Source organism: uncultured Cellulomonas sp., assembly GCF_963527515.1.
Classification (GTDB): Bacteria; Actinomycetota; Actinomycetes; order Actinomycetales; family Cellulomonadaceae; genus Cellulomonas.
Window position 1 is genome coordinate 139,440 of sequence record NZ_CAURTV010000001.1, and the last position, 24,959, is coordinate 164,398.

The 24,959-nt window shown below is 69.5% G+C and carries 24 protein-coding genes; 11 read left to right on the forward strand and 13 right to left on the reverse strand.

Annotation, left to right across the window (positions count from 1 at the left end; genetic code table 11):
• Positions 1–263 precede the first annotated feature (263 nt).
• The gene (locus tag RYN42_RS00610) at positions 264–929 is read left to right on the forward strand and encodes an ABC transporter ATP-binding protein (protein ID WP_315092833.1); all 666 of its coding nucleotides are present in this window, start codon (positions 264–266) and stop codon (positions 927–929) included.
• On the forward strand, positions 926–2,473 hold the full coding sequence (locus RYN42_RS00615) for an ABC transporter permease (protein ID WP_315092835.1): 1,548 nt from the start codon (positions 926–928) through the stop codon (positions 2,471–2,473). The genes RYN42_RS00610 and RYN42_RS00615 overlap by 4 nt, the downstream gene beginning before the upstream one ends.
• Here RYN42_RS00615 and RYN42_RS00620 read toward each other — a convergent pair.
• The 3 genes from RYN42_RS00620 to RYN42_RS00630 are packed head-to-tail and all read right to left on the reverse strand — an operon-like array spanning position 2,464 to position 5,866.
• The gene (locus RYN42_RS00620; RefSeq protein ID WP_315092836.1) at positions 2,464–3,870 is read right to left on the reverse strand and encodes an FAD-dependent oxidoreductase; all 1,407 of its coding nucleotides are present in this window, start codon (positions 3,868–3,870) and stop codon (positions 2,464–2,466) included. The genes RYN42_RS00615 and RYN42_RS00620 overlap by 10 nt on opposite strands.
• A 59-nt stretch (positions 3,871–3,929) precedes the next feature.
• A complete protein-coding gene (locus RYN42_RS00625) occupies positions 3,930–5,354 on the reverse strand; it encodes a 4Fe-4S binding protein (protein ID WP_315092837.1) in 1,425 nt (474 codons plus the stop codon).
• A gap of 20 nt (positions 5,355–5,374) precedes the next feature.
• Positions 5,375–5,866 (reverse strand): hypothetical protein, encoded by a 492-nt coding sequence (locus tag RYN42_RS00630; RefSeq protein WP_315092838.1) that lies wholly within the window; start codon positions 5,864–5,866, stop codon positions 5,375–5,377.
• A 659-nt stretch (positions 5,867–6,525) separates the two neighbouring features.
• On the opposite strand from RYN42_RS00630, the gene RYN42_RS00635 reads away from it, so the two are divergent.
• Complete coding sequence (locus RYN42_RS00635) at positions 6,526–6,870, forward strand: thioredoxin family protein (protein ID WP_315092839.1); 345 nt, start codon at positions 6,526–6,528, stop codon at positions 6,868–6,870.
• 401 nt (positions 6,871–7,271) lie between these two features.
• On the opposite strand, the gene RYN42_RS00640 is transcribed toward RYN42_RS00635, so the two are convergent.
• The 4 genes from RYN42_RS00640 to RYN42_RS00655 form a co-directional block, all read right to left on the reverse strand.
• Positions 7,272–8,294, reverse strand: a complete 1,023-nt coding sequence (locus RYN42_RS00640; protein ID WP_315092841.1) for an aldo/keto reductase — start codon at positions 8,292–8,294, stop codon at positions 7,272–7,274.
• A gap of 643 nt (positions 8,295–8,937) precedes the next feature.
• Positions 8,938–9,501: a hypothetical protein gene (locus RYN42_RS00645; protein ID WP_315092843.1), complete on the reverse strand. Its 564-nt coding sequence runs from the start codon at positions 9,499–9,501 to the stop codon at positions 8,938–8,940.
• Positions 9,502–9,512: 11 nt separating this feature from the next.
• Positions 9,513–9,704 carry a hypothetical protein gene (locus RYN42_RS00650; RefSeq protein WP_315092844.1) on the reverse strand — a complete coding sequence of 64 codons (192 nt, stop codon included), beginning with the start codon at positions 9,702–9,704 and terminating at the stop codon, positions 9,513–9,515.
• A 170-nt stretch (positions 9,705–9,874) separates the two neighbouring features.
• Entirely contained in the window at positions 9,875–10,591 is a 717-nt protein-coding gene (locus tag RYN42_RS00655; RefSeq protein ID WP_315092845.1) for a hypothetical protein, read from the reverse strand.
• A gap of 244 nt (positions 10,592–10,835) precedes the next feature.
• Between RYN42_RS00655 and RYN42_RS00660 the strand changes: the two genes are divergently transcribed.
• Positions 10,836–11,597: a DUF5677 domain-containing protein gene (locus tag RYN42_RS00660; RefSeq protein WP_315092847.1), complete on the forward strand. Its 762-nt coding sequence runs from the start codon at positions 10,836–10,838 to the stop codon at positions 11,595–11,597.
• 112 nt (positions 11,598–11,709) lie between these two features.
• Here the strand turns inward: RYN42_RS00660 and RYN42_RS00665 are convergent, their stop codons facing one another.
• From RYN42_RS00665 to RYN42_RS00685, 6 genes are all read right to left on the reverse strand, one after another.
• Positions 11,710–11,973 (reverse strand): hypothetical protein, encoded by a 264-nt coding sequence (locus tag RYN42_RS00665; protein WP_315092849.1) that lies wholly within the window; start codon positions 11,971–11,973, stop codon positions 11,710–11,712.
• Positions 11,974–12,133: 160 nt separating this feature from the next.
• Positions 12,134–12,292 (reverse strand): hypothetical protein, encoded by a 159-nt coding sequence (locus RYN42_RS00670; protein WP_315092850.1) that lies wholly within the window; start codon positions 12,290–12,292, stop codon positions 12,134–12,136.
• 424 nt (positions 12,293–12,716) lie between these two features.
• On the reverse strand, positions 12,717–12,947 hold the full coding sequence (locus tag RYN42_RS20230; protein ID WP_399552355.1) for a DUF2188 domain-containing protein: 231 nt from the start codon (positions 12,945–12,947) through the stop codon (positions 12,717–12,719).
• 169 nt (positions 12,948–13,116) lie between these two features.
• Positions 13,117–14,238, reverse strand: coding sequence for a tyrosine-type recombinase/integrase (locus tag RYN42_RS00675; protein WP_315092852.1), 1,122 nt, complete (start codon positions 14,236–14,238; stop codon positions 13,117–13,119).
• A 303-nt stretch (positions 14,239–14,541) separates the two neighbouring features.
• Complete coding sequence (locus tag RYN42_RS00680) at positions 14,542–14,955, reverse strand: hypothetical protein (protein WP_315092853.1); 414 nt, start codon at positions 14,953–14,955, stop codon at positions 14,542–14,544.
• The gene (locus RYN42_RS00685; protein ID WP_315092854.1) at positions 14,952–16,064 is read right to left on the reverse strand and encodes a S1 family peptidase; all 1,113 of its coding nucleotides are present in this window, start codon (positions 16,062–16,064) and stop codon (positions 14,952–14,954) included. Before RYN42_RS00685 ends, RYN42_RS00680 begins: the two co-directional genes overlap by 4 nt.
• A gap of 370 nt (positions 16,065–16,434) precedes the next feature.
• Between RYN42_RS00685 and RYN42_RS00690 the strand changes: the two genes are divergently transcribed.
• The 7 genes from RYN42_RS00690 (at position 16,435) to RYN42_RS00720 (ending at position 24,941) form a co-directional block, all read left to right on the forward strand.
• The gene (locus RYN42_RS00690) at positions 16,435–16,734 is read left to right on the forward strand and encodes a hypothetical protein (protein ID WP_315092856.1); all 300 of its coding nucleotides are present in this window, start codon (positions 16,435–16,437) and stop codon (positions 16,732–16,734) included.
• Positions 16,731–18,542, forward strand: a complete 1,812-nt coding sequence (locus RYN42_RS00695) for a M91 family zinc metallopeptidase (protein WP_315092858.1) — start codon at positions 16,731–16,733, stop codon at positions 18,540–18,542. The genes RYN42_RS00690 and RYN42_RS00695 overlap by 4 nt, the downstream gene beginning before the upstream one ends.
• A 20-nt stretch (positions 18,543–18,562) precedes the next feature.
• A complete protein-coding gene (locus RYN42_RS00700; RefSeq protein WP_315092860.1) occupies positions 18,563–19,195 on the forward strand; it encodes a hypothetical protein in 633 nt (210 codons plus the stop codon).
• Positions 19,196–19,369: 174 nt separating this feature from the next.
• Positions 19,370–22,555, forward strand: coding sequence for an NAD(P)-binding protein (locus RYN42_RS00705; protein WP_315092862.1), 3,186 nt, complete (start codon positions 19,370–19,372; stop codon positions 22,553–22,555).
• 4 nt (positions 22,556–22,559) lie between these two features.
• Entirely contained in the window at positions 22,560–23,600 is a 1,041-nt protein-coding gene (locus RYN42_RS00710; protein WP_315092863.1) for a PhnD/SsuA/transferrin family substrate-binding protein, read from the forward strand.
• Complete coding sequence (locus tag RYN42_RS00715) at positions 23,578–24,357, forward strand: ABC transporter permease subunit (RefSeq protein WP_315092865.1); 780 nt, start codon at positions 23,578–23,580, stop codon at positions 24,355–24,357. Before RYN42_RS00710 ends, RYN42_RS00715 begins: the two co-directional genes overlap by 23 nt.
• Complete coding sequence (locus RYN42_RS00720) at positions 24,354–24,941, forward strand: ABC transporter ATP-binding protein (RefSeq protein ID WP_315092867.1); 588 nt, start codon at positions 24,354–24,356, stop codon at positions 24,939–24,941. Before RYN42_RS00715 ends, RYN42_RS00720 begins: the two co-directional genes overlap by 4 nt.
• The last annotated feature ends 18 nt before the right edge of the window (positions 24,942–24,959 follow it).

Sequence of the window (24,959 nt, forward strand, 5' to 3'; positions counted from 1 at the left end):
AGCAGGTGTCTCGTGGAGGAACGATCAACGCTCCATAAAGGTTGTGGGGCGGCGGCACGTGCACACCCAAGGTCAGCCCAGCCGACGGGCGATCTCATCTCGGTGATCCTCGGTCGACGGATCCGACGGATCCGACGAATCTGCGGTGCCGCGGATCGCACCGGACCTTGACTAGATCTTCATCGCCCCGGCCGCATCCGCTCGCTCGTCGGAGTGCTAGCGTGACTCGCATACCCCCAGGGGGTATGGAAGGAGTCACGGTCATGGACGCTTCGTCGCAGTTGACCGGATCCGGAGGTGTCGTTCTCGCCGCGCACGGCATCGACAAGGCGTACAGGCGCGGCTCGTGGCCCGCGCGGCGAGCCGTCCCCGTCCTCGCGGGCGTCAACTTCTCCATGCACAAGGGAGAAGTCGTGGGTCTCGTCGGTGAGAACGGATCGGGCAAGTCCACGCTGATGAAGATCCTCGTGGGCGCCCTCGCTCCTGACGCCGGCGAGGTCGAGCGCGCGACGCGGCTCGGCTACTGCCCGCAGGTTCCTCAGCTTTACGAGCGACTGACGTGCGACGAGCACTTTGAGCTCTTCGGCCATGCCTACGGGATCGCCGGCCGGGTGGAACGTGAGTCACGAGCCTCGATCTACGCGGCGCTCGGCTTTGAGCGATACGCACGAGCGCGCGTGAGTCAGCTATCTGGAGGCACGACCGCCAAGCTCAACCTGGGTCTCGCGCTGCTCGCCGACCCCGAGGTCCTCCTGCTCGACGAGCCTTACGCCGGCTTCGACTGGGATACGTACCTACGCTTCTGGGACCTCGTCGCAGATCGCAGGATCGCCGGGCGAAGCGTCCTCATCATCAGTCACTTCGTCGCCGACGAGGAGCGTTTCGACCGCATCCTGGACCTGCGCGATGGACGGGCGGTGCCACGATGATCCCTGCACTCGTCCGCGGGTTCCTTGCCGACTACGCACGCAACAGGACGAACCTGCTGGTGCTCGTCCTCGTGCCTGTGGCCTTCGTCGTCGCCGCGGCTCCTGCGCTCGCCGACGCGGCTCGCCTCTTGGGTGGGCAGGGGGGCGCGCCCGCCATCGAGGCGGTGACCGCGGGATGGGCCTCGGCCTTCATCTCCGCACTCGCCATGTACTTCCAGGTCTCGGCCGGTCGGGACACCGACCGTCGCCTCGTGCTCGCCGGGCTGCCCGGTCGCCGGCTCGCACAGGCACGCGTCCTGTGCGGCCTGATCATCGCGTCGCTCGCGTCCGCGGCCGCGCTGCTGGCACTCGTCGCAACGTCAGGCCTGGAGGACCCGGGCCGCGTGGTCGCGGGGACCGTGATGTTCTCAGTGATCTATCTCGGCATCGGCGCGGCGGTCGGGTCCCGGGTGCGCAACCCGGTGAACGGCACGGTGCTGATCCTATTCATCTGGATCCTGGACGTCTTCTTCGGTCCGACGCTGAGCGGGTCGACGCAACCGATCTCCCGCGCGCTACCGACGCACTTCGTGTCCTTGTGGATGGTCGGCGTCCCGTCCGGGCACGAGGGCCGAATAGGGGATCTCGGGTGGGCACTCGCGTGGACCGCCGCATCCGCGACGGTCGCGCTCGTGGTTCTTCGGCCACCGGGCCAGGCGGCCGCGCGGCGAACGCTCGCCGCCGGCTCCCGGCCGGACCAGCTGCGCGCAGCGCTCGGCACCGGCCTGCGGGAGTGGCGTCGCAACCCGGTGCTGTGGGTGCTTCTCGCGGTCGTGCCGGCGGTGTTCGTCCTGCTCGCCGACGCGATCACACCCTCCGGCTCGACGCCCGTCGTCCTCAACGAGGGCGGCACGCTCGTGACCCGGGCGATGGACCCCGCGCACATGCACGCCGGCACGATGGCACCGATCGCCGTGGCGTCCCTGGCCACCCTGGCGGGACTGTTCCTCGCACTCGACGCCCGCTCCGGCGATCAGCGGCTGACCCTTGCCGGCATGCGTTCCAGCACTTTGGCGAGTGCTCGGCTCACGGTGGTCTCGATGGCGGCGACCCTGGCCACGGTGGCCTCGCTCGCCGTGACGGCGCTGGTCTTCGATGCGCACCAGTGGGTGCTCTACGGCATGGCGAACCTCCTGGTGGCGTTGACGTACGCCTTCCTCGGAGTGATCATCGGGCCCGTTCTGGGCCGGGTGAGCGGTGTCTTCGTCGCGTTCCTGCTGCCTTTCATGGACCTGGGCATTGCTCAGAGCCCGATGCTCCGAGGTGCGCCCCCGGGGTGGGCGGAGGTCCTGCCTGGCTACGGCGGGATCCGAGTCCTGACCGACGCCGCGCTCACGTCGACATTCGACGAGGCCGGATACCTCGTGCTGGGTCTTGGCTGGCTCGCCGTACTGGCGGCGGGAGCCTGGACCGCGCTACGGCGCAGCTCGGCCGTGGTGAAACCACGGACCCGGCGCACAGCCCGCGGCTCAGCCCCCACCGCCCAAGCTCACGCTCACGGCTGACGGCGGCTGACAGCAACCATTTCCTCTCGGGGAACGACCTTGATGCGCTCGCGGCCGTGCGCCGCTCCGAGCGACTGCTCGTAGGCGTCGAGAAGCTGCCAGCCGGACCACTCGATGGGGTCGATGCCGCGTTCGATGAGCAGTGCCGTGAGTGCCCGGGGGTCAGGGTGCTCGGGTCGCTGCAGGCGGTCGACGTCCGAGACGAGGTGCTTGATCGTCTCGGACGCATCGGACTTCGTGTGCCCGATGAGACCGACCGGTCCGCGCTTGATCCAGCCCGTGGCATAGACGCCCGGGAGGTGCTGACCGTCAGCGTCAACGACGCGGCCCTCACGGTTGGGGATCACGCCGGCGACGTCGTCGAAGGGGATGTCCGCCAGCGGCGAGCCGAAGTACCCGACCGCGCGGTAGACGGCCTGGACGGGCCAGTCGTGCAGCTCGCCGGTGCCGGACACGTTGCCGTCCCCGTTCAGGGCGGTGCGCTCGGTGCGCAGCGCGATGACCTTGCCGTCTTCGCCGAGGACCTCGACCGGCTTGTGCAGGAAGTGCAGGTGGATGCGCCGGCTGGCGGTGTTCTCCTCTGCCTCCTTCAGCGTCCAGTCCGTCAGGGTCTTGACCACCTGCTTGGTCTGGTTCGAGGAGTGGATGGCGGCCATCGAGCCCTCGTCGAAGTCGAAGTCCTCGGGGTAGACGATGACGTCGACGTCCGGGACGTGGCCGAGCTCGCGGAGCTCCAGGGGCGAGAACTTGACCTGCGCGGGGCCACGCCGAGCGAACACGTGCACGTCCGTGACGGGCGACGCCTTCAGCTGGTCGTAGACGTTCGCGGGAATCTCTGTGGGCAGCAGGTCGTCGGCGTGCTTGGCCAGGATGCGAGCCACGTCGAGCGCCACGTTGCCCGCGCCGAGGACGGCGACGTGCTGGGAGTTCAGCGGCCACGTGCGCGGGACGTCCGGGTGCCCGTCGTACCAGGACACGAAGTCCGCGGCGCCGTAGGAGCCCTCGAGGTCGATCCCCGGGACCGGCAGTGCGGCGTCCCGGATGGAGCCCGTGGAGAAGATGACCGCGTCGTAGAACCGGCGCAGGTCGTCCAGGGTCACGTCCGTGCCGTAGTCCACGTTCGCCAGCAGGCGGATGTCGCCGCGGTCGAGGATCTTGTGCAGGGCGACGATGATCTGCTTGATCCGCGGGTGGTCGGGCGCGACGCCGTAGCGCACCAGGCCGAACGGCGCCGGCAGCCGCTCGAAGAGGTCGATGCTGACGTCAAGGCCGGCCTTGGACAGGATGTCGGCGGCGTAGATGCCGGCCGGGCCGGCGCCGACGATGGCGACTCGGAGCGCTGTGGGTGTGGATGGGTCCGTGGTCGTCTCGTGTGCCGTCGAGCGGGGCGCAGGCATGGGTCGGCCTCCTGGGGTCGCGGTGAGAGGGTGATGATCGGGAAGGCGGTGCCCACTGCTCACATGCGGTGGGCCATGGGCAGGAGGAACATCCACACGTTGATCGCGCCGAGCAGCGCGATGATCGCGACGTAGGGCGTCAGCGTGGAGCGCCTGCGGGCGGCGGTGCGGTACCGGCGGTAGGAGATCCGCTTCGCGGTGTAGATGGAGCCGGCGATCCCGAGGGCCAGGAGCGCGAACTGCAGCACCTGGATGGTGCCCGTGCTCATCAGTGCCGGGTCACCGCTGACGCCGGCACCGAACAGGTTGGCGACCGTGTAGTAGACCGAGCCGCCCTCGGCGAGCAGGTGGAACAGGTTGTGCGCGAGGTGCGCGGCCACGTCCAGGGGGATGAGCGCGTACCCGAAGCGAGCGAAGTTCATCTTGGTGTCTTCGAGGTTGCGGCCGGCTGCGATGCGAGATGCGAGGGCAAGCAGGCCGACGGGCACCGACACAGCGACGGCGAACGCCACGGTGAAGATCACGGCGTAGCTGGTGATCCCCGTGAGCGCCTCGATCTCGGCAAGGACGCTGTTCCAGACCTCGAGCATGGTGACGTTTTGGATCAGGACGATGCCCATGATCGCCATGGCGAGCATCGACTGCTCGATCTTGGGCTTCGTGATGAACCACAGCTCGCTGGTGGGCTTGCGCAGCCGGACCTGGATCGCGTCGTTGGGGCAGGACTTGATGCAGTTCGCGCACAGGTTGCAGTTCGCCGAGTCCTCCATCGTGCGAGGGAAGGTGAACAGCGGGCACCCGGCCACCTTGTCGTTGCCGTTGTAGCAGACGGCTTTGGCCTTGCAGGTCCTGCAGATGTCGGAGTCGGCACGCAGCTCGACCATGCCGGTGCGGGCGTAGTTGCCCGACAGGCCGCCGAGGAAGCACAGGTACCGGCAGAACGTGCGTCGCTGGAACAGGGCACCGGAGGCGATCACGGCGGTGGTCAGCAGCAGGAGGAGGACCCCGGAACCCCACGGGGACTCCACGACGCCCCAGACGTGGTCGGCCCAGGTGATCGCCAGGAATGACGCGTCGATGATCCAGATGCCGTAGTTCTTCAAGAAGTTGGGAACCGGCCGGTTGACGCCGACCCACTTCTGCGCGAAGTCGGAGATCGCGCCGAAGGGGCACACGGCGCACCAGAAGCGGCCGAGCAGCACGAATACGATCGGGATGACCGGCCACCACAGCACCCACATCAGGGCAGTGCCGGCGTTCTCGTGGGCCACGTCGGGGCCGACCAGCAGCTGGTAGGCGACCAGTCCGAAGACCGCAGCGACGGGGATCTGGAAGATCTTCGGGTACCAGCCGGAGCGCAGCGAGCGGGCGATCCACGGGATCGTCATGAGGTTGCGGCCCACCGGCGGCGGGGTCAGATCCGGGCCGAGCGTAACGTCCTCGTCGACGACGTCGACCTCGGGCGGCGGAGTGAGCGTGGTCATCGTGGTGTCCTTCGCGAGGGTTAGGCAGCGGCGGGGGTGGCGGCCGGGCGGGGCCGGTGGCGTGGCCGGTCGCGGTCACGTCGCCGCAGTACCGCTGCGGCACCCAGCACAACCGCGTTCACGCCGGCGAAGGCCGACAGCACGGCCACGCGCGGGCGGGACGTCGGCGGGGCCGCGTCTGCGTGGCCACCGCCGTCCTCAGTGCTCGGGTTGTGCTCGCTGTGCTCGCCGGCCGGCTCGTCGCCGGTCTCCACGGCGGCGCCGCCGTGGTCCATCCCCTCCATGTCCGGCATGCCCTCCATGTCGTCCACGCCGTCCGCACCCTCCATCTCTTCCATGTCGTGGGTGGAGGACCCTGTCGCAGACTCCTGGGGTTCTGCACCCGCCTCGGAGCCCGAACTGGTGCCCTGCTGCACCGCGTCGGGCGCCGTCGCGAACGCAGCTGCGGGAACGACGGTGAGCGACGCAGCAAGCGCCACGACGGCGGGCAGACGGACAAGGGTGGGGTGCATGTGAGCTCCTCGAAGACGGTTCCGTCAGAACTGTCGACGTCCGCAGGCCCGCACACCTGGGACCTGTAGGTCCTGGGGAGCAACCTCCATCGAAACTTCATCGACGATGTAGCCCAATCGCACCCCGCAAGACGCCGTCATCCTGGGCGTCCCTCGCGTGCAGCGACTACTCCCTGGCGACCCTCCAACGACTTCCCGAGCGTCCGGTTGGCTGTCCACGCCCACTGCGCTGTCCTAGGCATCGACGACGCGGCGCGGAGAGTCCGGAGATCGCAGACGTCCTGCAGACCGTCTGCGGTCGCGGCACCTCCTCGGGCAGACAGCGCCTCTGGTCTGTTCCCAGAGCAGCATGCGCTCCGCGCCGGAGCTCCGGGGGCGGCCACTGGCGAGGTCTATACCTGTGCCCCGCCCGGGTCGGGGGCCTCAGGCGGGGCACAGGAAGACGAGCGCGGTAGGCACGCCCGCAGGCCTAGGGTCGCCCCACCGCCAGCTGTCCCCCGTTGTCATCGCATCAAGGTTCGTTGAAATCGCCGCTCGCGATGCTGGCCGCGTGGCTCCTGTCGACGAAGGGGGCCCGACGCATCCTGGGTCGCAATGGCACGGCGGGCAGCCCAGCATCGGTGAGCTCGCCTGGCGCCCGGAGAGTTGGGGGTCAACGCGTGAGCGGTCCCACCGTCGCCTCGGGGTGGGACGATGACGCCGTGGATGTGGAGCTGCTGTACTTCTATCAGTGCCCGCACTGGCGACTCGCCGACGAGCGGCTGCGAGAGGCGCTGACTGCGGTCGGGCGTGCAGATCAGCCGATCTCCTACGTGCAGGTGGACACGGCCGAGGGCGCCGCGGTGTCCGGGTTCGCAGGGTCACCGACGATCCTGGTGAACGGTCGCGACCCGTTCCGAGCACCGGGCGCGACGCTCGGCGGTCTGTCGTGCCGCCTCTTCGGCACGCCGGACGGGCTTGCGGGATCGCCCACCGTGGAGCAGCTGTCGTCTGTGCTGCGATGACCCGGCCCGACCTGGCCGGAGCAGACGAGCCCCGCTGTTGGTGCTGCGGCTCCGCGTTTCCCGACGACGAGCTCGTCAGGCTCGGCGACCACCACGAGGTGACCGTCTGCGGTGCCTGTGCCCGCGATCTGCACCGACGCGCGAGAGACCAGCACCATCGCACGCACCCGACAGCCGCGACACGTGGGCGATCGATCCTGCGACGGGCACGGGAGTTCGCGATCGCAGGCGGGTGGCACGAGCGCCCCGTCGTCGGCCCGGCACTGCGCTGGATCGACCGATTCCTCCCTTAGCGCGGGGCGTGCCCGCCGGGGCGTCGGACCGTCGCGCGAGCGCCGTCGGCAGGGCCGGCCTCCCAACCCGATCACGGTGCGCTCTGAGTCGTGGGCGAGCTGAGTGGATCAGAACCCACCCCGGTGCCGTTGCGCCACGCCTGCGGCGCCGTAGGGGTAGTCGTCGACCCTGGGGGCGCTGACCTCGGTCAGCCGCTTGAGCTCGTCGTCGGTGAGCAGCAGATCGGCGGCGACCAGGTTGTCGCCAAGCTGCTCGCTGGTGCGGGCTCCGATGATGACCGAGGTGACCGCCGGGCGGCCCGCGAGCCATGCCAAGGCGACCTGGGACATGGTCACCTCGCGGGCGTCGGCGACCTCCCGGACGGCGTCGATGACACGCCACGTCCTGTCGTCGGCGTTGCGTGCCTCCCACGCTTCCATGCCTCGGGCGGGATCCTCGCCCAGCCGGGTCGCGCCCTGCGGGGGGACATCCCGCGCGTACTTCCCGGAGAGCCAGCCGCCGGCCAACGGCGACCACGGCAACAGCCCGAGCCCGGCGTCGAGCGCTGCGGGAACGACCTCGTGCTCGATGTCGCGTACCAGCAGGTTGTACTGCGGCTGCAGCGTGACGGGCGACGACCAGTGGTGCGAACGCGCGACGTGGACAGCCTTCGTGAGCTGCCATCCGAGGTAGTTGGAGAATCCGTAGTACGAGATCTTGCCCGCGACGACGGCCTCGTCGAGGAACCCGAGCGTCTCCTCCACAGGGGTGAGCGCGTCCCAGGCGTGCATCTGGTAGAGGTCAATGTGCTCGACACCGAGCCGACGCAGTGACGCGTCGAGCGCCTGGCGAAGATGGCGACGAGACAGGCCCAGGTCGTTCGGCCCGTCTCCCATCGCGAACCGCCCCTTGGTAGCCACGACGAGCTGCCGTGCGTCCGTGGGGTGGGAGGCGAGCCAGCGTCCGAGGATCTCCTCAGAGCCGCCGCGCGAGTAGACATCGGCGGTGTCGACGAACGTCCCGCCGCGCTCGACGAAAGTCGTCAAGATCTCGCCGGACGTCCGCTCGTCCGCCTCGGCGCCGAACGTCATGGTGCCAAGGCACTGCGCCGAGACGATCGTTCCGCTGTTGCCGAGCGTGCGGTACTGCATGGTGACACCTTCCTGGCTGCTGACTGCATCGAGGACATCACGAGTGTGCTGTGCCCGCCACCGCGCACGCGCGCATCCCCAGCCAGCTCCTGGAAGAGCGATGCGAACGCTGAACGTCAGGTGCCCCGCTGCATCGCGTAAACGTCAGCGAGTCTGGTGATCTCTCCGATGAGGCAATGGGCATTGCCAGCTCGTGACGGCGTTGTTCTGCCGAATCCGCACCTCCGAGACGGCGGCACGACACATGGCCGCCCCGACTTGAGCCGTACGCCAACTGCGTACGCCAACCAGCACGCGTTCGGGGGTGTCCGGCGGCGTCCACCGACTGCACCGTAACGCTCTGACCTGCACGGATGGACGTCAGCGGATGCTCGCGGACCCCCTCCCGATCTCTGACACGGAAGAGGTCACTGGTTCGATCCCAGTATCGCCCACTATCAGTACCGCAGGTCAGACAATTTTCGGGTCGGTCTTCTTGTGCCGTGCCACGTATGTGCTACCTCGCACCTGAGGTGCCACCCGTAGACACCTATGGGCATGGGCGCCCGCTCCACTGTCAGCCGCCGCCCGTACTGGGCAGTACGGCACGACCGGTACTTGCTCGCGCGGGTGCCCGCCGACCGGGTGCGCGCGACGTTACGGCTCACTGCGACGACAGGTCGACGTCGTCGTCGTCGCTCGGCATTGGCTTCCCGGCGCGCTCGGCCGCCGCACGCACGATGCTGTCGACGCCGTCCAACCAGGCGAGCAGTTCCTCGGTGGTCGCGTGACCGATCTTCACCAGGCCGCCGCCGAACCAAACTTGCCCCCTCGCAACCGTCGGTTCGAGATCCCGCAGCGCTCGCAGCGCCGACCCGTCGATCTCGTCCCAGTGCTCGTCGAGGTTGCGCAGCAGCTTGATGGGCAACGGTCCCGGGTACGCGGGGACGTCGAGGCCGAGGCGGTCGACTGCCCTAGCGACCTGCGCGAGCAGAACGAACGCGAGGTAGTGCTCGGTCCCGAGATCCCACACGCGCCCATAGGTGAAACGTGTGGTCGCGTCGCCTGGGTCCAACGTGCCGATCGACTCGCGGTGCTTAGTGTGCATGAACGCCGTGCTCTGTCGTTGGTCGGCTTCAGCGAACGCCTCGACCTGCGCTCGAGCGCGGCGTGCGTAGACGACGGCGTGCGCGCGCAGCGTGTGGTCGTCAACGTAGGGAGCCGCCATGGTTGGTGCGCCTAGAACTCGACAGGCCAGCGGTCGTTAGCGGGATCGCCCAGGCAGTCGATCCAGTCCGCCCCCTCTTGCGCTCGCAGTTCGGAACAGTGCTGCCACTTCTGGTCGTCGTCCCACGCCATGATCCGATCGTTCACGACGTAGCCGACCAGCAGCACGGCCAGCACGCCGACGAGCACCCACGGAGGCTTCATGGCTCGGAGCATGGCAGCGCGCTGCGGTCCCACCGGGCGACCCGCCCGGGCGCGGGGTGACGAATCCTCCCTCTGCCATTCCGAGCGCCGTTGCCAGCGTTCCGCTGCTAGACCGGCCCGGCGGCCCCAGAGCACCCACGGGTCACCAGCGACCCCACGGCGGGCATGCGCTAGGTGTCCTCGGCCCCGGCAGCGCGAAACCGGGCAAGGCACGGCAGCAGCAGCTCGCCCCGGACATAAGCCGAGCGATCACGTCCGGCAGTCAGGCCCCACCGCGCTCGGAAATGAGAATCGAACTCCGACCCGTCCGTCGGTTTGATCAAGCTGTCTCTCTCCAACGCTGCGAGCGTGGGCATGATGAGTTCGCGAAACCCGGATCTCGTCTGTAGCTCGGATCGGTTTGCCGCGATGATGTGCCCCGGGTGCTCCGGGTCCTGCCGACTCAGGTACTGCAGAATGCGCAGATGCGGCGCCTCAATGCTCCGCATGATGCGGACCCACGCAACTTCTTCCATCACCCGGGCGTCGTCGTCGAGCACGGCACCAGTCGCCAGGCCGCGACCCAGAACGCGGAACTTGTGTTGCCAGGCGGACTCGGCGGCAGCTTCCATCGCCGAGCCGAGCAGCAGGAGACGCGTCGGCGTCTCGACGAGCTGCGCGACCAGATCGTCCGGCGTAACTCCCGCTGCGTCCGCTCCGACTTGGATCGTGTACCCGCAGACCGCGCGCTTGAACGTCCGGACACGGTCGATCGCGGAATCGACGGCGGGCAACGCGGCGGCGGCGATCACGCCGAGCGCAGGGTCGTACAAGGCTGACAGGGCGACGAACCCAGCTGCGCCCGCGCGGGTCAGAGCAGCTACGCCGTCGATGTCCTCTTCGTGCACGCACCAGTAGTACCAGCGCGCGAGGTCCGTCTGTGCCGACGCGGCGGGTCGCCATACTTCCGCCCGCCCTAGATCCCCAACCGAGGGTGCACCTGCCCGGCGACCGGGACACATCGCCAGGCCGGGCACGTCCGACAGCGGCGGATCGCCTCGGCCACCTCGACACCGCGGCGCGGCTCCGGGCTCATGCCATGTAGATGTGCGGTTTGCCGCTCGCCTGACGGTGTGATGGCAGGCTTCGCCTATGAAGCCGACGACCCGAGCGCTCAAAGCCTGGATCGCGGAGGCTGCCCTGCTCGCCGTGCCGCCTGAGCAGATCCGGGTGCCGGTGGAGAACGATCGACTGTTCCTGACCGTCTATAGCGTCTGCCGGCAGGCCATCAGGTACGCCGAGGCCTACTCGGCCACCGCCGCCAGTGGGTTCGAGCACGAGGCAGTCCCGCTCGTCCGTGCCGCGTTCGAGCACGCCGTGACCGCGCAGTGGGTCTACCTGACGCCCGGTGGTCACGCGCTTCTGAGCGCAGGCGTGCGTGCGAGCATGCACGACTTTCAAGTTCGGTTCGCGCAGCGTGCGGGCGACCATGTGTGGATGGATCATCTCGAGCTGAGCACTCCGCCGAAGGTCCACGGTCGGCCGAACTTCGGCAAGATGATGAGGGCGGTCGACCACGAGGAGTTCCTCGAGCTGATCTACTCGTTGCTGTCCCAGGCGACGCACGTGACGTTCAGGTCCGTGACCGGCTACCTCGACGGGAGCTCTGAGCAGTTCGAGCTGCTTCCAGAGCGCCGTGTGTCGGCGGAGGTGAACTACCAGGTGCTGCACGCCGCAGCGATGTCCTCGCTGCTCGCGCTGTCGGTCCTCGCTCACGTCATCGACGACCCGCAGCTGCTCGATCTCGTCTCACGCCGTTCCGACGAACTCATGCTGCCGTGGCTGCTGGAGAGCGGGTCGGCCCGTGACTCCAGCACTGGCACGGGCCGGCCGGTTGGGCGACCGCAGGTCTAGAGCGCGGCGGTCAGCGCTGGTACGGCCCGGGTCGCCACGAGCGCGACAAGGGTCATGGCGACGGTGATGCGGGTCAGTCGCTGACGACCTCGCGCGCGCGCCGTCGTGGTGCTCACTGGTCCCCCAGGTATCTGATGTCGCCGTCGGGCCACACGACCCGCGCGACGCCCGCTCCCGCGCGGAAACGACGGCAGTTCGAGCAGGGCTCGTCGGTCACGTAGACGGTCGCTCCGAGCCGGTCAGTCCCGCCGACGTGCACGATGGCGTTCTCCTCGGCGTGCAGGGCGCTGCGGGGTGATGGCACGCCGACGTACGCACGCGAGGCGGGGATCTCGTCGTAGGAGAACTCCCCGCGTGGGCACGCTCCGGCGCTCAAGCATCCGGCGCGCCGGGGGGTACCCGCTGTAGCCGGTAGCCAGGACGCGGTGGTCCGGAGACAGAACGACGGCGCCGACCTGCGGCGGGTGCAGTCCGCCCAGGTGGCGACCGCGACCGCCGGGCCGAGTGCCCACTGGTCCCAGGTAGGTCGGGGCCGGTCACTGGTCGAGCTCCTGAGCAGCAGCGACCGACCTGCCCAGGTCCATCTCGATTCTCCAGGCGCGGTCGCGTATCGGTCCGCGCTCGGGCGCAGCGGGGCGGTAGATGACGACCTGGCCGCCCGGCAGACCGACCCAGAAGAACCGTCGCGCCAGCATTTACCGAGTCGCCAGGTGTGCGCGCTGCTCGACCTTGGACTCGGTGAAGATCCGCGGGTGGTGCTCGGCCCAGCGCTGGCCGGCGGACTTGGCTGTCGTCGCGGTGGCCCAGACCGCGGCGTGGAACAGGGGCCGCAGGCGCGGCTGATGGCGCAGGGGCGGGTGAGGGAGGCGCGGCAGGGACCTCGGGCGGCGCGCCGACGTCCCTGGCACGGCGACGCGCCAGTCCCCGGCACCCGCGCCGTGCCGGCAACCCGTCCGCGTCCGGCGATGTCTGCGCTGGCGTCGCGCGTGGTCGCGCGCCCCCATGACTTGCGCAGACGGTCATTGACGCAAGAGGTCAACTGACCCGGCCTCCGTCTTTCGGCTCCCCCGCCACCTGGTGGTCAGAGGCGTTCTTCGAGTTGCGACCGATCTGCGATGCTCAGCCTGGGATGTCTCGGGGGTCGTTGCCCGGCTCGACAGTGTCCTTCTCGCGCACCTTCCCGTCTCGACCGTGGATGCTGACCTCGCCACCGCCCGCGTTACCGACGATTTGCTTCGCCCTCGCGATCGCCTCGGCCTGTGTCTCAGTGTGAGCCGAGGCCCGCTTGCCCGCACCTGTGACGTCCCAACCACCCTCTGGATTGGGGACGACATTCCTATTCGGCGCCATGCTCGCACCTCTCGTCAGGCGCGGGATCCGATGCCCCGTCGCATCGCCTCAAAGCGTGGCACATACTCGCGACACGGGAGAGTGAACAAGCTCTCGATGCGGCGTCTTTGTCGTCAGTGCCCGGCGTGAGCCGATCGTGGCGTGAAGCGAGGGCCGGCCGGAACTGCACCTACTGTTGCGCAAGTTCGGAGAGTGCAGCTGCCAGTGCTTGGTCGCGAACCGTGGTGGCGTGCTGGTAGAGCATGACCGTCGACGGCGTCGAATGACCCGCACGAGCCTGCAACTCCGCGAGCGTGGCACCGGACTGCGCGGCCAGCGTCAGTCCCGTGTGGCGGAGCCAGTGGAAGCGGAAGTCGGCCGGGACTGTGGTCTTCCTTACCGCCTGCTTGAAATAGTAGGCGTATGTCGATGAGTGCATCTGCTGAGTCCCCTCGCTCCGACCGGGGAAGAGCAAAGCATCGGCTTCTCGGGCGGTATGAGCGTCCAGATGGTGTGCTACCGCCGCGGCGATGTGTGGAGGAACGCTGATGCCACGGATGCCCGCGTCGGTCTTGGGCGGACCAACGATCGGCTGGCCGTCGACCCAGGTAAGTCCGCGGGTGACCAGCACGACTTTCGGGGTGATGTCCTTCCTGCGAAGCTCAAGCACCTCGCCATTCCGAAGCTGACACCATGCGCCGAGAAGGACCGACAGTGCGAGGCGGTCCGGCATGGCGGCTACGAGCTCAGCGATCTGCGCAGGAGAAGCGACGTGCTTCTTCGCCGCTGGCTTTGACCTCCCGGCGCCACGGATGCGACAGGGATTCTCGGCGATGAGGTCGTCCTGGACAGCCGTTGCGAGGATGCCTCTGAGCAACGCGTAGGTGCGCGCCCGGAGGGTCGGCCGATCCGGGAGCAACTGCCGGTACCAGCTCGCGATCGTCTCCCCCGTTAGTTCAGCGAGACGCTTCGTCCCCAGAGCCGGGTAGACGTGCTGCGTGAGGTAGTGCTCGTAGACGCGGCGCGTTGACCCGCGGAGCGGTTCGCCCGACCCGTTGCGTCGGTCCTGCACCCACGTCTCGGCGTACTCACGAAGAGTCAGCCGCGTGGCGATCGCCTTCGGCCTGACGACACCGTCCTCGAGCGCTGTGCGCTGCCGGGCCAACCAGACCTCGGCGTCGACCTTCCGCGTAAACGTCTCGGGTGCGCTGGCCCACACCTGAGGGAACGTTCCGGGAACCGTGTAGCGCGCGCGGTAGCGCTTGGAAGGGAGTCTCGTGATGGAGCCGAAGCCGTTCCGGTTGGTCGTCATAGGTGTGGTTCAACCGCTTCGCGTGTCATAGGCGTGTCATAGAGAACGGTACCCGCGGTTCACCATAGTTCCGAGTGAGGCTCGGTATCGTTGCAGGTCAACGTCCGAAATCACGCTCTCGGTTCATCGCCGTGCATCACGATTCCGCCTGCGTGTGTGGGTTCGAATCCCACTCGGGGCACCCAGGAAATTTGCTTCTGAACTGCTGTTTTGCGCCGCATGGCCCACAGGCCAAGCACGCAGCGTCGGCTTGATCCGCGTAAGGCGTGTCGCGAGGATCGTCGTGCCAGGCACCCGGGCCCCTCAGCCGGCGTCCACCGAACTGACGAGGAAGACCGTGTCCGCCATGCACTCACCAGGCAGCTCCGGGAGTGTTCGCTCGTCGGCCGCCACCCCTCCCCCGACAAGCTCGACATCCGACCCGATCACCACGGGCTCTGCTCCAGGGACGTGCACCGCCGCCTCGTCGTCGGCCAGCCGGGTCCCCGCGGGCCAGACGAGCAGGTCCTGGTAGCCGTCGCCGGCCAGATAGAGGCAGCCGTCCTCGCCACGCGTCAACCTCCCCGTGCCGAGCGCCTCCATTCGTGGCGCCTCACCGGATGCGACGAGCAGCCGGGTGCCGTCCGGACCCTCCACGACGTCGGCTCCTCTCGAGCAGCCCGCTACTCCTGCGACCAGGATCAGCAGCGCGAACGTCAGGAGGGTCCCAGCCCTCATGGCGAGGTCCGGATCGCTACCCCGAGGTGAACGTTCGCTAGGCCGACGCGGCTGAACAGCGACCGCCCGATGGCCAGGTAGCTCTTATAGCCGTGGTGGACGCCGTACGCGGTGCTGCCGCTGCGCCACGGGCCCCCGCTGTCTCCGCCATCCGTCTTGTGCCGGTGCATCATCGTCATGTTGCAGTAGCTTCCCGAGCACTCGTTGAGCTTGTACACCTCGTCCGTGCTGGCGCCCGTCTTCCGGCCATAGAACGAGAGCGTCTGGCCCACCACCGGCGACCCGGTCGAAGAGATCGCCACGGACGCTGTCGCGGAGATGTACACCCGGTTCGTCACCGACTCGGACGTGCTCAGCCACCGCAGGTCGCCCTGCGAACCCGTGGTCGACTGCTGCGGGTAGAGCGGGATCGATGCACCGTAGTTCAACGGCGTGTCGCAGTGCGCGGCGGTGAGAATGCCCCGGACGCCATTCTTCGACACGGTGAATCCGGACGTGCACCAGTTGGCGCCGCTTCTCGTGAGCTGGGCGCCACCGTAGAGGGTGGCTTCTTCTCCTCGGATCGGCCCTGCAACCTCCTCGAGGGAGACCTCGGCGAGAATCTCGTCGGGCAGGCTCGCGGCGAGGGAGTCAGGGACTGTCGCCTGGCGCGAGGTCGCCGCAGAGCGGGAGTACGTCACGGCCACATCACCCGTGAGCGGCTCGATCGACGAGGTCACCTCGGCGACCCCGGGAAGTGCGCGGACGGCGTAGTGGACCTGCTGCACGCGGACGTTCTGCTCAATCTCGGTGAGAGCGTCTACTTGCCGCACGTCGACCGCCACGGGCAGCGTCGACAGACGTTCGTGCACCCATTCCGTCGGGACGTGGGTGAAGGCGATCCACGCGGGCGCGGCCTTGTCGTGCGTGATCTCGGCGGAGACATACGTGTCCGGGAACGTGGTGCGCGCTTCTTCGATCAACCGAGCGAAGTCGTTCTGCCACGCGTACAGCGCGACCGCCCGTGCATAGCTGAGCCCACGCTCGGCGGCGATGGTTCGCAGGTCCGCTGCGAGTGGAGCCTCAATTGCGACGCGGCCCGTCGGCCGCGTGCGTTCCACCTCCACCACGGTCGGTTCGTCCGATGGCGGGACGGGCGGTGCAGCCCCAGGGGATGCCGTGCCCGGCGAGGCGAGGAGCGTGACCCCCACGGCGCCGGAAGTCGCGAGTACCAGACACGTTCGTCGCCATCTTGTGTGCACCGAGCACCCCTGTCCGCAGGCCGCCGACACTGGCGGTTCGCGTGAAAGTAGCAGGCTCGTTGCGGCCTTCGTGGGCATTTGCTCTCGTCCGGCCGCGCGACTTCAGGACCTGCCGGTCCACGTGCCGGATCCTCCGACGTACGTGCTGCCCGCCCCGCTGTTGCTCGTGCTGTTCCGGGCGACGGCCGCCGATCCCGATCGGAGCGTCTCGCGCCCACCTGCTGACTAGGCTGCCCGGATGATCACGATCGACCCCGCCGTCGTCGCGACGTTCGGCAACGGCCAGCTCACCGCTGCCATCGGGCTGTCCTCCCCGCGGACGACGCTCGCCTCCGTGGCGATCGGCAGCGACGCGCTCGGCGAGGCGGACGACAGCGGGTCGCTGGCGACGATGCTGGACGGCCTGGTCGGGGACGTGACCGCCCTCGTCGCCGACCTCGCCTCGACCCTGGAGGTCGACGGCGAGGCCCTGCTGCTGGTGGCCGCGCAGAACGTGGACGCCAACACGGGTGACGCGCCGGACGGGCCGCGCCCGTGATCGAGTTCCGGCGGGACGTCTGGGACCTGGACCTCAGCACGGGCTCGCTGGTCGACTCGTCGACCGCCTGGCTCGGTCTGCGCACCGCGTTGCGCACCACGGCCGTCGACCTCGAGCGCGGCATCACCACCGTCACCGAGTCCTGGTCCACACCCATGGCCACCAGCTACCTGCAGTACGCGCCCTCGCTGGTGGGTGCGCTGCGCGAGGTGGCCGCCATGTGCGAGGCGACGTCCTCGACGGTGGACGGGCTCGTGACCGACGTGGAGGGGATCCAACGGGACCTGTCCGCCTCGCTCGGGCGGCTGCGCGGCCGCATGGCGGTGCTCGACCTCGGCCCGACGGTGCTGTTCACCCCCGAGGAGGGGACCGACGACAAGGCCCGGATCGCGGAGGAGGTCGCGCAGGCCGGCCTGCTGAAGCGCCGGGCGGTCGCGGCTGTGCAGGAGGCCAGGACGGCGATCCGCAGCACCACGTCGGCGGTGGCCGCGCTCCGCCTCCCGTGGTCGAGCATCGCGTCGTCGAGCACCCCCGGGTGGGACGCGCCGGACAGCTCGTGGAACCGGGAGTCGTCGATGATCAGCCTCGGCGACACCACGCTCATCACCGGCACCCACGGCAACGACGTCATCACCGTGACCATCGACCCCGCCACGGGCGAGACGATCGTGACCATCGAGCCGGACACGGTGTACCGGGTCCCCCGGGGACAGGCTGTGGTGCTCAACGCCGGTGCCGGCCAGGACCGGATCACCGTCCCCGAGGGCACCACGGTCCACCTGCGCTTCCTCGGCGGCGCCGGTGACGACCGCATCGACGGTGGGTCCTCGCTGGGGCCCAACGACTACTTCGGCGGCCAGGGCGAGGACTCCATCGAGGCCGGTGCCGGCAACGACTTCCTGTCCGGTGGTGCCGGACGCGACTACCTCGACGGTCGGCGCGGTGACGACCGTCTCTCGGGTGGCCACGGCAACGACGTCGTGTACGGCATGGACGGCGCTGACCAGCTCGAGGGCGGCGAGGGCAACGACTACCTCGAAGGCGCCCAGGGTGACGACCGCGTGGTCGGCGGTGGTGGCAACGACACCGTCTCTGGAGGTGGCGGCGACGACGTGCTCCTCGGTGGCACCGGCGCGGACGTCCTGTTCGGCGGCGACGGCGTGGACGAGGTGCACGGACAGGGCGGGTACGACGACCTGTTCGTCGGCAAGGACGACACCACCGGGTCGGGGCACGTCGTGGTGGTCGAGTACAGCCCGACCGCAGGCGAGCACATCGAGGTCATCGGCTCACCGGAGTTCGTCGCCCGCGTCCAGGCTGACCTGGAGATGATGCGCTCGAGCCCGACGGGCCAGCACGCCCTGAACACCCTCGGTCAGCAGTACGAGGACAGCGACCTGCCGTGGTGGGCGTGGGACAGCAAGACCGGCCTGGAGATCCACGAGTTCGACGAGCGCAACGGCACCGCGTACCGCGACGGCAACGACCTGAACGACGACGGCTACGCGATCGAGTACAACCCGGACTACTTCCTCAGCAGCTCGGGCGACGAGAAGACCCCGGTGGTGGTGCTCTACCACGAGCTGGGGCACATCTTCCAGTTCGGTGACGGCAGCTGGCCGGACGGCGAGTACAACCAGGCGGGGCCCGGTGAGCCGCCGGACATGGTCAACAACGGCGAGCGCCAGAACGTGGGCCTGCCGTTCGACACCAGCGGGGTCGACCCCGAGGACATCCAGCCCGACCCGTTGATCACCGAGAACGCCTTCCGTGACGAGCTGGGCATCCCCGACCGGGAGAGGTACTGACCACCGTGGCGCAGCGAGGCATGACTCCAGCCGCCGGTGTGATCGGCTCCGCGTGCGTCGTGCTGGCGTTCGTCGGCGGCTGCTCACCGGCCGGGCCGCAGTCGCCGGACCGTGCGGCCGAGGTCGACGGCGTGCGGCTCGAGGCGACGCTCAGCGAGGCGCAGGGTCTGCGGGTCGAGTACACCGTGACCAACGACGGTGACGTCCCGGTGACCGTCCTGGACCGCATGCCCGGGGAGGGCAGCTTCTCCTCGGCATACGTCGTCGACGACGAGCGCGTGACCGTGGACGCCTACGCCGACGGGGTGGTCGAGCTGTCCAAGCGGTCCTACGCGACCCCCGACGACGTCACGCTCGAGAGCCCGTGGGAGCTCCAGGGCACCCGCCTGGCACCCGGGGACTCGGTCAGCGGCGTCGGCGTCACGCCGTTCCCGCTCCAGGTGGTCGGCATCGGCTTCGACATCGAACCGGTCGGCCTGGACGAGGTGCCCGCCGACGCCGAGCGGTGGCGGTTCTGCATCGAGGTGGGCGAGGCCGGGGACGTCGAGGTGGAGGCCACCGACGACGGGCTCCCTGCCGTGTGGGTGAACAACCCGATGGACGGCGAGATCCTGTGCACCGACACGCAGCAGCTGCCCGAGGGCTGGCGCTGATCACGCCGATACCGGAGCGTGCCCGGCCCTGACCTGGGCAGAAGGTCCCGGGGTGGGGCCGCGGCGCGGACCTAGTGTCCGCCCTGTATCCATCGTCGAGGACGACCGGTGGACACCGTGCCAGCGTCGGCACCCTGCCCTCGTTGCACTGAGTCACACCCCTGGAGGGCTGGCGTGCGCGAGATCTCGGACAGCGAGCGGTTCACGGTCACGGTCAACGACCGCGACATCGAAGTCCTCGGCGGGCTGACGATCCTCCAGGCGCTGACCAACGAGGGGATCGACGTCCCGTCCCTCTGCCACGACATCCGGCTCAAGCGGTCGAACGGCAGCTGCGGCCTGTGCGTGGTCGAGCTCGGCACGGACGCCCCGCGGGACGTGAAGGCGTGCCTCACCCCCGTCACGGCCGGCATGGTGATCACCACGCACTCGCCCCGCCTCGAGGCCTACCGCAAGGTGCGTCTCGAGCAGCTGCTGTGCGACCACAACGCCGACTGCGTGGCGCCGTGCGTCGTCGCGTGCCCGGGGAACATCGACATCCAGACCTACCTGAGCCACGTGGCGGACGGCAACTACGAGGCTGCCATCCGCGTGATCCGGGACCGCAACCCGTTCCCGTCGGTGTGCGGCCGCGTGTGCCCCCACCCGTGCGAGTCGGAGTGCCGGCGCAACCTCACCGACGAGCCGGTGGCCATCAACGCCGTCAAGCGGTTCGCGTCCGACTGGGACATGGCCCGCGAGACGCCGTGGATCCCGCGCGTCGCCGAACCGACCGGCAAGCGGATCGCCGTCGTCGGAGCCGGTCCCTCGGGGCTGTCCGCCGCCTACTACAGCGCGCTCGACGGGCATGCCGTCACGGTCTACGAGAAGCAGGACCACGCCGGCGGCATGACGCGGTACGGCATCCCCGCCTACCGGCTGCCCAAGACCACGCTCGATCAGGAGATCGGCGTCATCCAGGCCATGGGCGTCCAGATCGTCACCGGTCAGGCGCTCGGCACCCACCTGCGGCTGGAGGACCTGCAGCGCGACTTCGACGCGGTCTACCTGGCCATCGGGTCCTGGCGGGCGTCACCGCTGCGGGTCGACGGCGAGAACCTCGACGGCGTCTGGCTCGGCATCCACTACCTCGAGCAGGTCACCAAGGGTGTCGAGGTCACGCTCGGCGACGATGTCGTGGTGCTCGGCGGCGGGAACACCGCGATCGACTGCGCCCGGACCGCGCTGCGTCAGGGAGCCACGAACGTCCGGATCGTCTACCGGCGCACCCGGGACGAGATGCCGGCCGAGCCGTTCGAGGTCGAGGAGGCGCTGCACGAGGGCATCGAGCTGGTCGCCCTGACCGCGCCGACGAAGATCAGCGCGGGCGAGACGGGCCTGCAGCTGCACTGCCTGACCATGGCGCTGGGCGATCCCGACCGGTCGGGTCGCCGCCGGCCGGTCGCCGTCGAGGGCAGCGACTTCGTCATCGCGGCCGACACCGTCATCGGGGCCATCGGCCAGAGCACCGACACCGGCTTCCTGTTCAACGACCTCCCCGTCCGGCTGAACAAGTGGGGCGACGTCGACATCGACGGCCACACCATGCAGACGAGCGAGGGGAAGATCTTCTCCGGCGGCGACTGCGTGACGGGACCGGCGACCGTGATCCAGGCGGTCGCTGCCGGGCGTCGTGCGGCCCGCGCCATGGACGAGTTCGTCACGCGCGGGTCGGTGCTGCCCAGCCACGAGGACTACACCTGCAGCCGCGGGTCGCTCGAGGACCTGCCCCGCGCGGAGTTCGAGGACCTCCCCCGGCTCGTCCGCGCCACCATGCCCTCGCTCGTGCCCTCGCAGCGGACCGGCAGCTTCGTCGAGGTCGAGCTGGGGCTGACGGAGGAGCAGGCCAGGGCCGAGGCCGCCCGCTGCCTGCGCTGCGGCTGCGCCACGCAGAACGCCTGCTCGCTGCGGCAGGAGGCCAGCGCCCACGACGTCGTCTTCGCCACCCCCCTGCACGTGCGCCCGTACGTCCCGCTCACCCAGGACCACCCCTTCATCATCCGCGACGACAACAAGTGCATCTCGTGCGGGCTGTGCGTCGCCGCCTGCGCCGAGATCGAGGGACCGGGCGTCCTGGCGTTCCAGTTCCACGAGGGCCGGCTGACCGTCGGCACCCACAACGGCCAGCCCCTCGGCCTGACGGACTGCGTCTCGTGCGGCCAGTGCGTCCGGGCGTGCCCGTGCGGCGCGCTGGACTACGTGCGCGAGCGCGGTGACGTGTTCACAGCCATCAACGACCCGACGAAGGTCGTCGTCGGCTTCGTCGCCCCGGCCGTGCGCACCGTGGTCGCCGAGCACTTCGGCCTGCCGTTCGACGCGGCGTCGGCCTTCATCGCCGGGCTCATGCGCAAGATCGGCTTCGACAAGGTGTTCGACTTCACCTTCGCCGCCGACCTCACGATCATGGAGGAGACGACCGAGTTCCTCGGCCGAGTCTCCTCCGGCGGCGTGATGCCGCACTTCACGTCGTGCTGCCCCGGCTGGGTCAACCTCGTCGAGCGCCGTTTCCCCGACCTGATCCCCCACCTGTCCAGCTGCAGGTCCCCGCAGCAGATGATGGGCGCGACGGTCAAGAACCACTTCGCCCAGCAGGCCGGTGTCAGCCTCGACGAGCTGTACGTGGTGTCGATCGTCCCGTGCCTGGCCAAGAAGTACGAGGCCGCCCGGCCGGAGTTCGCCCCAGACGGCATCCGCGACGTCGACGCCGTGCTCACCACCACCGAGTTCCTCGAGATGATCGAGATGCTGCGCCTCGAGCCGGCCGACATCACGCCCGCGGAGTTCGACGAGCCCTACAAGCGGGTCACCGGAGCCGGCATCCTGTTCGGCGCCTCGGGCGGGGTGGCGGAGGCCACGCTGCGGATGGCCGTCGAGAAGCTCACCGGGGAGCCGCTGCTCGACAGGCTCGACTTCGAGGAGGTCCGCGGCTTCGAGGGCATCAAGGAGACGACCGTGACCGGCGGTGGCGTGACCGTGCGCGTCGCGGTGGTCTCCGGCCTGAACAACATCGAGCCGCTCGCCCGGCGCATCGCCGCAGGCGAGGACGTGGGCTACGACCTCATCGAGGTCATGGCCTGCCCGGGCGGGTGCATCAACGGTGCCGGGCACCCCGTCCCCGGCAAGGTCGGCGAGATGGCGGCCCGGCAGAAGGTGCTGGTCAACATCGACCGCGCCTCCCACCTGCGCAAGTCCCACGAGAACCCCGACGTGCTCCGGCTGTACGACGAGTTCTACGGCGAACCCAACTCCGAGACCGCCCACCACCTCCTGCACACCAGCTACGCCCCGTTCCGGGACGCGGCAGTGACCACGGAGGGCTGATCCGATGACGCGACCCGCAGCGGTCGCAGCCGCCGTGCTGTGCGCGTTCGGCCTGCTCGCGGGCTGCGGCGGCACCGCGCCGGCGGCCGCCCCCACGGCCGTCCTGACGGCAGCTCCCACGGCAGCTCCCACGGCAGAGCCGATCACCATCCGCATCGCGTCGCTCAAGGGCCCCACCACCATGGGCCTGGTCCACCTGATGAGCGAGGCGGAGGCGGGCGAGGGCGCGCAGGACTACCGCGTGACGATGTACGGATCGCCGGACGAGGTCGTCCCTCTGGTCGTGCAGGGCGGGGTCGACGTCGCCCTGCTCCCGTCGAACCTCGCTGCCGTCCTGTACAACCGGACGCTCGACGACGACGCCGCCACGATCCAGGTCGCCGCGATCAGCACCCTGGGTGTCCTGGACATCGTCGAGGCCGGTGACACGGTGCACAGCATCGCCGACCTGGCCGGCAGGACCGTGTACGCCTCCGGGAAGGGCGCCTCGCCGCAGTACGTGCTGGAGCACCTGCTGACCAGCCACGGGCTGGACCCGGCGACCGATCTGACGATCGAGTACCGCAGCGAGCACACCGAGGTCGCTGCCCTGCTGGCGACGACGCCGGGTGCGATCGCGATGCTCCCGCAGCCGTTCGCGACCGTCGTGACGACGAAGGACCCGACCATCCGCACCGCGCTGGACCTCACGGACGAGTGGGCCGAGGTCCACCCGGACTCCGAGCTGGTCACCGGTGTCGTGGTCGTCCGGACCGCCTTCGCCGAGGAGCACCCGGACGCGGTCGCGGACTTCCTCACCGACTACGAGGCGTCCACGCGGTTCACCAACGAGCATGCCGCCGAGGCGGCCGTCCTGGTGGCGGCCGCCGGCATCGCCCCGTCGGCGCCCATCGCCCAGGCCGCCATCCCCGCGTCCCACATCACCTTCGTCGACGGTGCCGAGCTGAAGACCCTCCTGGGTGGCTACCTGCAGGTCCTGTTCGACGCCGACCCGGCCTCCGTCGGCGGGAACGTGCCCGAGGATGACTTCTACCTCCGCCGCTGAGGGCACGGCGACCCTCGCCCGGGGCGCCGTGCGCCCCCTGGCGGTCGTCGCCTTCTGGGTCGTCGTCTGGCAGGTGTCCGCGCTCGCCGTCGGCCACGAGGTGCTGCTCGCCTCGCCGGCGAGCGTCGTCGTCCGGCTCGGCGAGCTGAGCCTGACCGCGGACTTCTGGGGCACCATCTGGACCTCGTTCGCCCGCATCGCCGGGGGCTTCGTGGCGGCCTCCGTGCTCGGCGTGCTCGGCGCGACCTTCGCCGCCTCGTCGCGGATCGTCGACGCGCTGGTGACCCCGGCGCTCGCCGCCGTCCGCAGCACCCCCGTGGTGAGCTTCATCATCCTGGTGCTGATCTGGGTGAGCAGCGACCAGCTCGCGCTGGTCATCAGCTTCCTCATGGTCCTGCCGATCATCTACACCAACGTCCTGGAGGGCATCCGGCACCGCGACCGCGCCCTGCTGGAGGTCGCCGACGTGTTCGGGGTGCCCCGGCTGCGGCGGCTGCCCGCCATGGACGTCCCCGCCGTCCTGCCGTTCTTCACCGCCGCCTGCCGCACCGGGGTCGGTCTGGCCTGGAAGAGCGGCATCGCCGCCGAGGTCATCGGCCTCGCCGACGGCAGCATCGGCGAGCGGCTCTACGAGGCGAAGATCCTGCTCAGCAGCGCGGACCTGTTCGCGTGGACCGCCGTGATCGTCGCGGTGAGCTTCGGCGTCGAGAAGCTCCTCGTGGCGGGCCTGCGGTGGGCGGAAAGGTCCCTCGCGTGATCGCGCTGCGCGGCGTCAGCCACCGGTTCGGCTCCGAGGTGGTGCTCGACGCGGTCGACCTCGAGCTGGACGAGGGCCGCGTCACCGCGCTCACCGGTCCCAACGGGTCCGGCAAGACGACGCTCTCGCGTGTCCTGCTCGGCCTCACCGTCCCCTGCTCCGGGGAGGTCCTGGGGATGGACGGCCGCCGCCGCGCCGCCGTCTTCCAGGAGGACCGGCTCTGCGAGCAGCTCTCGGCCGTCGCCAACGTGCGCCTGGTGCTGCCCCGCTCCACCTCGCCCGGCGCGATCACCGACGCGCTCCGCCGCGTGGGCCTGGACGGCACCGATCTCACCAAGCCGGTGCGCGAGCTGTCGGGCGGGCAACGACGCCGGGTCACCATCGTCCGGGCGCTGCTGGCCGACGCGGAGCTCCTCGTCCTGGACGAGCCGTTCACCGGTCTCGACACCGGAGGCAGGATCCAGGTCATGACGTGGGTCCGCGAGAGGTGCGCCGGGCGGACCACCCTCCTCATCACCCACGACCTCGCCGAGGCGGACTGGTTCGCCGCCCGGGTCGTCACGCTGGTGCAGCCGGGACCCTGACGAGGGACCAGCACACCG

Bases quoted from the DNA above. Each gene is read 5' to 3' on its own strand.
- RYN42_RS00630 (WP_315092838.1), bottom strand. From the start codon at position 5,866: ATGCACCCCACCCTTGTCCGTCTGCCCGCCGTCGTGGCGCTTGCTGCG.
- RYN42_RS00690 (WP_315092856.1), top strand. From the start codon at position 16,435: ATGATCACGATCGACCCCGCCGTCGTCGCGACGTTCGGCAACGGCCAG.
- RYN42_RS00675 (WP_315092852.1), bottom strand. From the start codon at position 14,238: ATGACGACCAACCGGAACGGCTTCGGCTCCATCACGAGACTCCCTTCC.
- RYN42_RS20230 (WP_399552355.1), bottom strand. From the start codon at position 12,947: ATGGCGCCGAATAGGAATGTCGTCCCCAATCCAGAGGGTGGTTGGGAC.
- RYN42_RS00670 (WP_315092850.1), bottom strand. From the start codon at position 12,292: ATGCTGGCGCGACGGTTCTTCTGGGTCGGTCTGCCGGGCGGCCAGGTC.
- RYN42_RS00650 (WP_315092844.1), bottom strand. From the start codon at position 9,704: ATGAAGCCTCCGTGGGTGCTCGTCGGCGTGCTGGCCGTGCTGCTGGTC.
- RYN42_RS00715 (WP_315092865.1), top strand. From the start codon at position 23,578: ATGACTTCTACCTCCGCCGCTGAGGGCACGGCGACCCTCGCCCGGGGC.
- RYN42_RS00710 (WP_315092863.1), top strand. From the start codon at position 22,560: ATGACGCGACCCGCAGCGGTCGCAGCCGCCGTGCTGTGCGCGTTCGGC.
- RYN42_RS00660 (WP_315092847.1), top strand. From the start codon at position 10,836: ATGAAGCCGACGACCCGAGCGCTCAAAGCCTGGATCGCGGAGGCTGCC.
- RYN42_RS00680 (WP_315092853.1), bottom strand. From the start codon at position 14,955: ATGAGGGCTGGGACCCTCCTGACGTTCGCGCTGCTGATCCTGGTCGCA.
- RYN42_RS00610 (WP_315092833.1), top strand. From the start codon at position 264: ATGGACGCTTCGTCGCAGTTGACCGGATCCGGAGGTGTCGTTCTCGCC.
- RYN42_RS00640 (WP_315092841.1), bottom strand. From the start codon at position 8,294: ATGCAGTACCGCACGCTCGGCAACAGCGGAACGATCGTCTCGGCGCAG.
- RYN42_RS00620 (WP_315092836.1), bottom strand. From the start codon at position 3,870: ATGCCTGCGCCCCGCTCGACGGCACACGAGACGACCACGGACCCATCC.
- RYN42_RS00625 (WP_315092837.1), bottom strand. From the start codon at position 5,354: ATGACCACGCTCACTCCGCCGCCCGAGGTCGACGTCGTCGACGAGGAC.
- RYN42_RS00645 (WP_315092843.1), bottom strand. From the start codon at position 9,501: ATGGCGGCTCCCTACGTTGACGACCACACGCTGCGCGCGCACGCCGTC.
- RYN42_RS00615 (WP_315092835.1), top strand. From the start codon at position 926: ATGATCCCTGCACTCGTCCGCGGGTTCCTTGCCGACTACGCACGCAAC.
- RYN42_RS00700 (WP_315092860.1), top strand. From the start codon at position 18,563: ATGACTCCAGCCGCCGGTGTGATCGGCTCCGCGTGCGTCGTGCTGGCG.